Raw genomic sequence first — 6,000 nt, 5'->3', positions numbered from 1 at the left:
CAACGGCAGAATCGAACACCTGCGCGGCACCGCCCTAGGCTTCCGTAACCTCATGCATTACATCACCAGAGCACTGCTCGACACCGGCGGATTCAGACACCAACTACACTCATTTTTACGATGAGCCCGTTTGTAAAGCCAGCGGCTTGCAGGTCATTCAAGTTACTCAAATGACGCGATGGCCGTTCTTGATGCCGCGGTAGCGGTCATCGAGTCCGTAAGACGTAGTGTTGTACTGTTCCTGTGAGCGCATAGATTGTGCGACTCTTCATCGAGCAAGAATCCAGTGACAAAGCCTGTTGTTGTAACGGTCCGTCGAGCCAGTGGCGTTGGGCTGAGAATCGAATCGAAAAAACGCCCCTCCAGCTATGAACTGAAAGGGGCGTTTTCTCAAATAGAATTAATTCGCAGTAGAAATAGAATCCTGAGTATCGTGGTTCTCCGTTTTTTTATTGCCCATGGTACGACGCTTCTGTACTAGATACGCTACCAACCCAACAACTGGGGCCAAAATAAGAGCGAGTAACCAGAGAATTTTCTCCTGTGTACCAAGCCCGTCATCCATAAGCATTTGAAAGATGATCACAGCTACTACAAGAACATAGATAATAGGTACGATCATAGCTAAAGTCTCACTAACCGAAGGTTCCAAAGGGTTCATTTTGCGTTATCTCCAGCCTTTTGATAGCACTTTGCCAGCGCCTGAACCTGTAACATACTGAATGCCTGACCGAGTGCTAAGTTTAGTACGCTTATTCTTGACTAGAGCATACCGAGTTACTACGACCTTACACTCAAAACTGGCTTTTCCATTAGATATATAAGCTGAGTTTTTCTTAGAAGATATAGATTCTAAAGGGTTATTATTTGCTTGAACGGTGCAGCCTGTAGAGAGGACTTTAGTGGCTCGGTTATTCTTTGCTTGATACCTACCCGCTACTTTCGTTTTGCTCATTGTTAGTCCTAGGAATTTTACGGTCGTTGTAACTGAAACTGACCGTGTTAGAACGCTATTCGAGGCTGCATAGGTTGTGAAATTACTGTTTGAAATCTCTGGGTTAGTTACTTCTTCTAATGCAACTTCCACGTCAAGGTTCTCGAAGTTTTTCTTTCCACCGCCCTTTTCTTCAAGATCGTCAACAGTCTCTTCGATTTGATCTGAGTAAGAGCCATCCTCATCGCGAAGAAACCGTGCAAGCTTCGTGAGTTCATCACCAGAAAGGGAAAGAAAGTGGTTCAGGTCACGGGAAGCTTCCGCATCTCCGTTCACAGCCTGACGTTTCAAGTTCAATTCATAGTCGGCTAAAGAGTCAGCATCTGGTACTTTAACGTTGAATATTCCGTGCTCTTCGGCAGTATTCATTTCTGTCGATCTTGAAATTTGAAGCAAATCTCCTGCAAAAAAGGAGAGACTAGCCACTAGTAGCGCTACAACACTGGGAGATAAAAGTTTCATGAAATCGATTCTTAATAGTATTTTTTATGATTCTTGATAGAACAAATTATCAGTGACCAATTAATGTCGACACAAACATGGATTACCGACCGGGGCACACCTTGGGTGGGGTTTGGTAGGGTCAAGATCGTTATTTTTGCGCATTTTGCTGCTGTCTTTTCTGGTCCGGTTTTGGAGAAGCTGGGGCTCACGATGGTGTCTTGCAGCCGAGCGTGCCGGTGTAGTTGGGCGCATTTGAGTGGCAAGTTCGAATTTTTTGCGTTTCATCACCCACGCGTCCGCTCCGAACCGGCGTATTCTTGACCGCTCGGAGAATCCTGCCGTTGTTTCGATGGTTGCGGCAACCAGCCAGGCTCGGACCAGGTGTTCCTACATCATGATTGGCGTCTACTCCTGCGCCGAATCATGAGTACGAGAATGGAAACGCAGAGCAGTGTAGCCCCGGAGATAGAGAGTACGAAATCGATCGGGCGGCCACGGCCGCTATCCCCGTGTTCGTCAACCCAAATGCCGTAGTTGTATAAGGAGATTGCCCAGATCATTAGTAGAACAATTCCGGTCACTGTCAAAACTGTACTCGTGAAGGTCGCCAAGCGATGCTGTTTTTTGGTCATGATCGATACCTTCTCCAAGATCACCAATTACAAAGCTTTGGACTGATGAGCCAGTTATTTCGCGCGGTCCGATGTGCCTCTAAATTCCAGGGGTTTTTACCAGCCTCGTAAACAGTATGGCAATCATCCTGCTGCCTTATAGTTTTTGTGGTGCTCTCCGGCCCATTTTCTGTAAGGGCAGGGGTAACCAACATTGCAGCAAAACAGTTGGCAATCGATGTATCCATCCACAAATATACAGTTCGTCGTTTCATATTTAGTCCTCTTCTTGGACACACATAAGTCGTCCACTGATAGGAACGTGAATGTGTCGGTTTCTCCCAGCACATTCATGATAGAGGTGGCACCCAGTGACAGACATCCCTCATCTGAGGTATTGAATGTGTTTAGGCGGAAATGAATCGATACTGGAGCGCTCGCACCACGAGCTGCGCTAGATTGTCAGCATAGAGCTTTTCTCGTAATCGTTTGACGTGCGTTCGGGCTGTCCATACGCTTATGCCCTGGCTTTGCGCGATGTTTTCATATCCGAGCCCGTCGGCGATGAGTAGTAGTATCTCTCGTTCAGCGGGAGTGAGGCGCGGGGCGACAGCGGGGGCTTCTGGGAGCTCATCGTTGCTGATTATGATGTCTTGGGCCAAATGCTTTAGTAACTTGGGTTCTTCACCCCGTGCTGCAGCGAGCACAACTGATCTTAAATTATTTTCGGATGCAGTCTTACGGAGCACCGCAATCGCACCCGCCTCCAATGCTCGGGCGATACCAGGACCGGGTGAGACCGTCGTGAGCACGACAATATGGGCCGTAGGATCGTGCAATCGAATTTGTTCAATTGCGGTAATACCGCTCATTCCGGGTGGCATGTTGAGGTCCATCAAGGTCACATCGGGTCGTGAAGCAATATACTCGGCAATCGCCTGTTCACCACTGTGTGCTGTACGCAGCGATCCAATCTCCGGTGCCTCGTCCAGTGCGAGTGTAATCGCTCGTGTCGTCCAGGAATCGTCGTCCACGATGAGAACACAAATCGCCGTCTCTGATGTCGATTCATCATTAGTGATCACAGACAATACTTCCGATACTTTTGTTTATTGATTAAACGCCATTTCTTGCACTGTAGCGGTGTTGCCAATGGGACAGCGGATAGCGGTCCACTTGTCACGGTGAGGTTTGGATTGGCTGATGGCTGCCATGTTGTGTCAGCTAGCGCATTCGGCGTCGAAGTAAATCCCGAAACTGGCACGAGAAACAGGGCAAGAAGCGCGGTAGATACAATAGTTTTCATGCATCCATAGAACGACGTTCCGAGACGTCAAAGCATCCCTCATGTGAGGGATGCTTCTGTTTCGGGTGAACTTGGAGGAATCGTAACAGTGACTACGAATTTGGCATCATGTAGTGTGCTGCGGCATGTTCCTCCCATCCTTTGAGCGCGAGCGCTCACTGTGTACGGAAGGAACAGTTGATCAGACGAGACGGGATTCTCTGCCGTAATTTTCAGCCCGATTCCTTGGAGGGTCTTGTCGAAGCAAATCGCGATTGAGCATCCGTCAGGTCCGTCCGAGTGCTTGACGATATTCGTCACCAGCTCACGTACTATGGCCAGGATCTGATCGGAGAGCACAGTATCGAGCTCATCGGGTATATTATCCAGCCCAAGATCGATAGCATAGCCACCAGCGTCAGCGGCAGCGATGAGCGAATCAAGTGCCTGCAGAAAGTGCTGGCGCGGTGACAGTGTAGGGGCAGGATAAGCTTGGACTTGGATGAGTCGGTGGAGGAGTGCGCGAAGGTCCTGCTGGACACGTTCATTCAACATTGCAAGTTCACCAAGCCCATGCTGGATGGTGGAGGAAGTTTTTTCGCGCTTAAGTACCCTCATGACGGCGTTCTGTGTTGCCAGTCCGTGAGAAATCGTGTCATGTGCGTCGACTGCGAATTGTATGCGCAGGCGTTGTATATCTTGGGCATGAGAAATCGCCACTGCCTCACGTCGATGGATCTCCTGCCAAATACGATGTTCAAGAAGTAAGCCCGTGAGAGCCAGGACAGAACTTAGTCCCCACGAGAATGTAAGTTCAAGAAAAGATGCTGATACTTCGGGTTGTATCGACTGCCCCACCCATGTCAGTCCGACAGCCGCGGCAGTGACACCAAGGGCAAGTCGCCATCGGCCCTTGGCCAACAGCACTACATATGCAAACTCTATGCCCTCCTGCAAGGGATTCAGGAACTCTGGGTACATAACCAAATGTGCAACGAAGAGCCCTACCCCTACAATCACCGATCGACCCGGATAGAACGCAGCCAAGATAATCAACGCACTCGAGAGGTAAAATAACACAAGATACATAGGTTCACGACTCTCCGCCGCGCCGGGAAGCACAGACGAAATGGCAAGCACGAGGGCCAATACACGCAGTGGAGCGTCAACGAACTGAGATCCCAGCAAAAATTGGCTGATGGTCTTCAGAATACGACGTACGCCTGTATAGCTACGGTGACCCCACATTCTTATCCACTGTTTGCTGGATCCACTTTGAGTCGACAAATTTTTTGCGGATTCAACCACCGGGCAAACCCCCATGCTTGCATGTAGAACATCAGCTCATCTCTTCCCGGCCCGACGGTATGGTTACGTCGAGAACATCAAACACAAAGTACGTTTCTTTGTGTCACTCATTGCCTAACAGCTCCAGGATATGGGCATTACGCGACAGAGCGAAACCTCAGCCACGAACAGATCCATCGTATCCTGAGAAAAACGTTCCTCCAGATTTTTGGCCAAGTAAGAGATTGCGCGGGTAGGGGTTTAATGGAAGTCGTATAGCTTGACAGGGCGGGCGTCCCAGCGGTAGTTGGTCCAGGCTTCTGCGATGAGTCGGCGCAGCACGATAATCGCGTTGGACAAGGAGGTCCAGGCGTGCTGAACTGGTGCATACCGGCGCACAGAACTGTCACCGATGTATTGAGACATCACACGTTTATAGATTTTTAAAGTTTTTAAATTCTTTATATTTCTATATAAACTGGTCTGACCTCCCCGGAAAAACCCCAATATTTGGCTTCGGAAGCGGTGACAGACATCCACAGCGTTGGCAGTCGGCGAGCCATAGACGCGACGCAGACCCGTTCTCACCCACCCAGCTCCGATCGATTCTGGGACAGTGAAGACGAGATCGAGCTGGACCCACAGAGCCGGGAAGACATCGTTGGAAGACGCTAGCGCCTGCTAATCGCCAGCTGCTCTGGGGTTGCAATCTCTAGGATATGGCTTGATTGGGGTTGAGGTCTGTGCTCAGGCTACGAGATCGTCAGTGCCCTTCTCAAGCTGACTTACGCGTGCGCGTGAGATACCCAGCAGTGCAGCGGTATCAGTAATTGAATAGCCTCTGCTGTGGCGCATAGTGTGGACTACGTGGCGAATTTTCTGCGCCGCTAAGGCTTCTGCTGCTTCTGCTTCTCGTCGTGCTTGGCGAGCTTGGGAGATTTCTTCGTAACCCTGGTCTGGCACAAGATTGATAGTCCACTGTGAGTGGTCAACATCAGGGTCCATAGTGTCAAGGTAATCTCGGATCTGTTGATCAGCATGCGCAAGACTGCCTACTTGTGTCACATCTTCGCTTCCAATGTGGAGCTCCCACCCGTGTGTCCAGCGCTTCGCAGTGACCGTAATGGTTGAGTCAGTCATTACTCGTGCTCCCTTGCTTCTTCTTGATGGCATTCAGTGCAATTCGCGTGACCCCCGGCGACACTTCCCGGACTTTTGGGATCACGAGGGGACGGTCGATTCCAGGGTATCTCCAGAGTTCGTGGTCTCCCTTGCCCATGCTGGCGGTGAAGCCCGCCTCACGTAAAAGCTTGGCCAGGTCACGATATTTCATCGGTTTTACCATCATTATAGTCTAGGCCCCCTTGCCATCAAGTAGC

Annotated in this window: 7 protein-coding genes; all 7 read right to left on the bottom strand. The window is 50.0% G+C overall.

The features are described from left to right. Positions 1-400 precede the first annotated feature (400 nt). The 7 genes from A6F49_RS02485 to A6F49_RS02455 all read right to left on the bottom strand — a co-directional run bounded on the left by A6F49_RS02485 (position 401) and on the right by A6F49_RS02455 (position 5,954). A complete protein-coding gene (locus A6F49_RS02485) occupies positions 401-622 on the bottom strand; it encodes a PLDc N-terminal domain-containing protein (RefSeq protein WP_161485761.1) in 222 nt (73 codons plus the stop codon). Positions 623-667: 45 nt separating this feature from the next. After that, a complete protein-coding gene (locus tag A6F49_RS02480) occupies positions 668-1,456 on the bottom strand; it encodes a hypothetical protein (protein WP_150119361.1) in 789 nt (262 codons plus the stop codon). 1,000 nt (positions 1,457-2,456) lie between these two features. Next, positions 2,457-3,134 (bottom strand): response regulator transcription factor, encoded by a 678-nt coding sequence (locus A6F49_RS02470; RefSeq protein WP_235604829.1) that lies wholly within the window; start codon positions 3,132-3,134, stop codon positions 2,457-2,459. 260 nt (positions 3,135-3,394) lie between these two features. After that, positions 3,395-4,642, bottom strand: a complete 1,248-nt coding sequence (locus A6F49_RS02465; protein WP_150119359.1) for a sensor histidine kinase — start codon at positions 4,640-4,642, stop codon at positions 3,395-3,397. Positions 4,643-4,882: 240 nt separating this feature from the next. Continuing rightward, positions 4,883-5,047 (bottom strand): hypothetical protein, encoded by a 165-nt coding sequence (locus A6F49_RS17970; protein WP_161485760.1) that lies wholly within the window; start codon positions 5,045-5,047, stop codon positions 4,883-4,885. 321 nt (positions 5,048-5,368) lie between these two features. Next, on the bottom strand, positions 5,369-5,761 hold the full coding sequence (locus A6F49_RS18265; RefSeq protein ID WP_043056158.1) for a helix-turn-helix domain-containing protein: 393 nt from the start codon (positions 5,759-5,761) through the stop codon (positions 5,369-5,371). Further along, positions 5,754-5,954, bottom strand: a complete 201-nt coding sequence (locus A6F49_RS02455; RefSeq protein WP_082911547.1) for a type II toxin-antitoxin system HicA family toxin — start codon at positions 5,952-5,954, stop codon at positions 5,754-5,756. The genes A6F49_RS18265 and A6F49_RS02455 overlap by 8 nt, the downstream gene beginning before the upstream one ends. Positions 5,955-6,000 lie beyond the last annotated feature (46 nt).

Origin of the sequence: Enteractinococcus helveticum, from assembly GCF_001657475.1 — a bacterium.
Classification (GTDB): Bacteria; Actinomycetota; Actinomycetes; order Actinomycetales; family Micrococcaceae; genus Yaniella; species Yaniella helvetica.
This window is presented reverse-complemented; position numbering and strand designations above follow the sequence as displayed.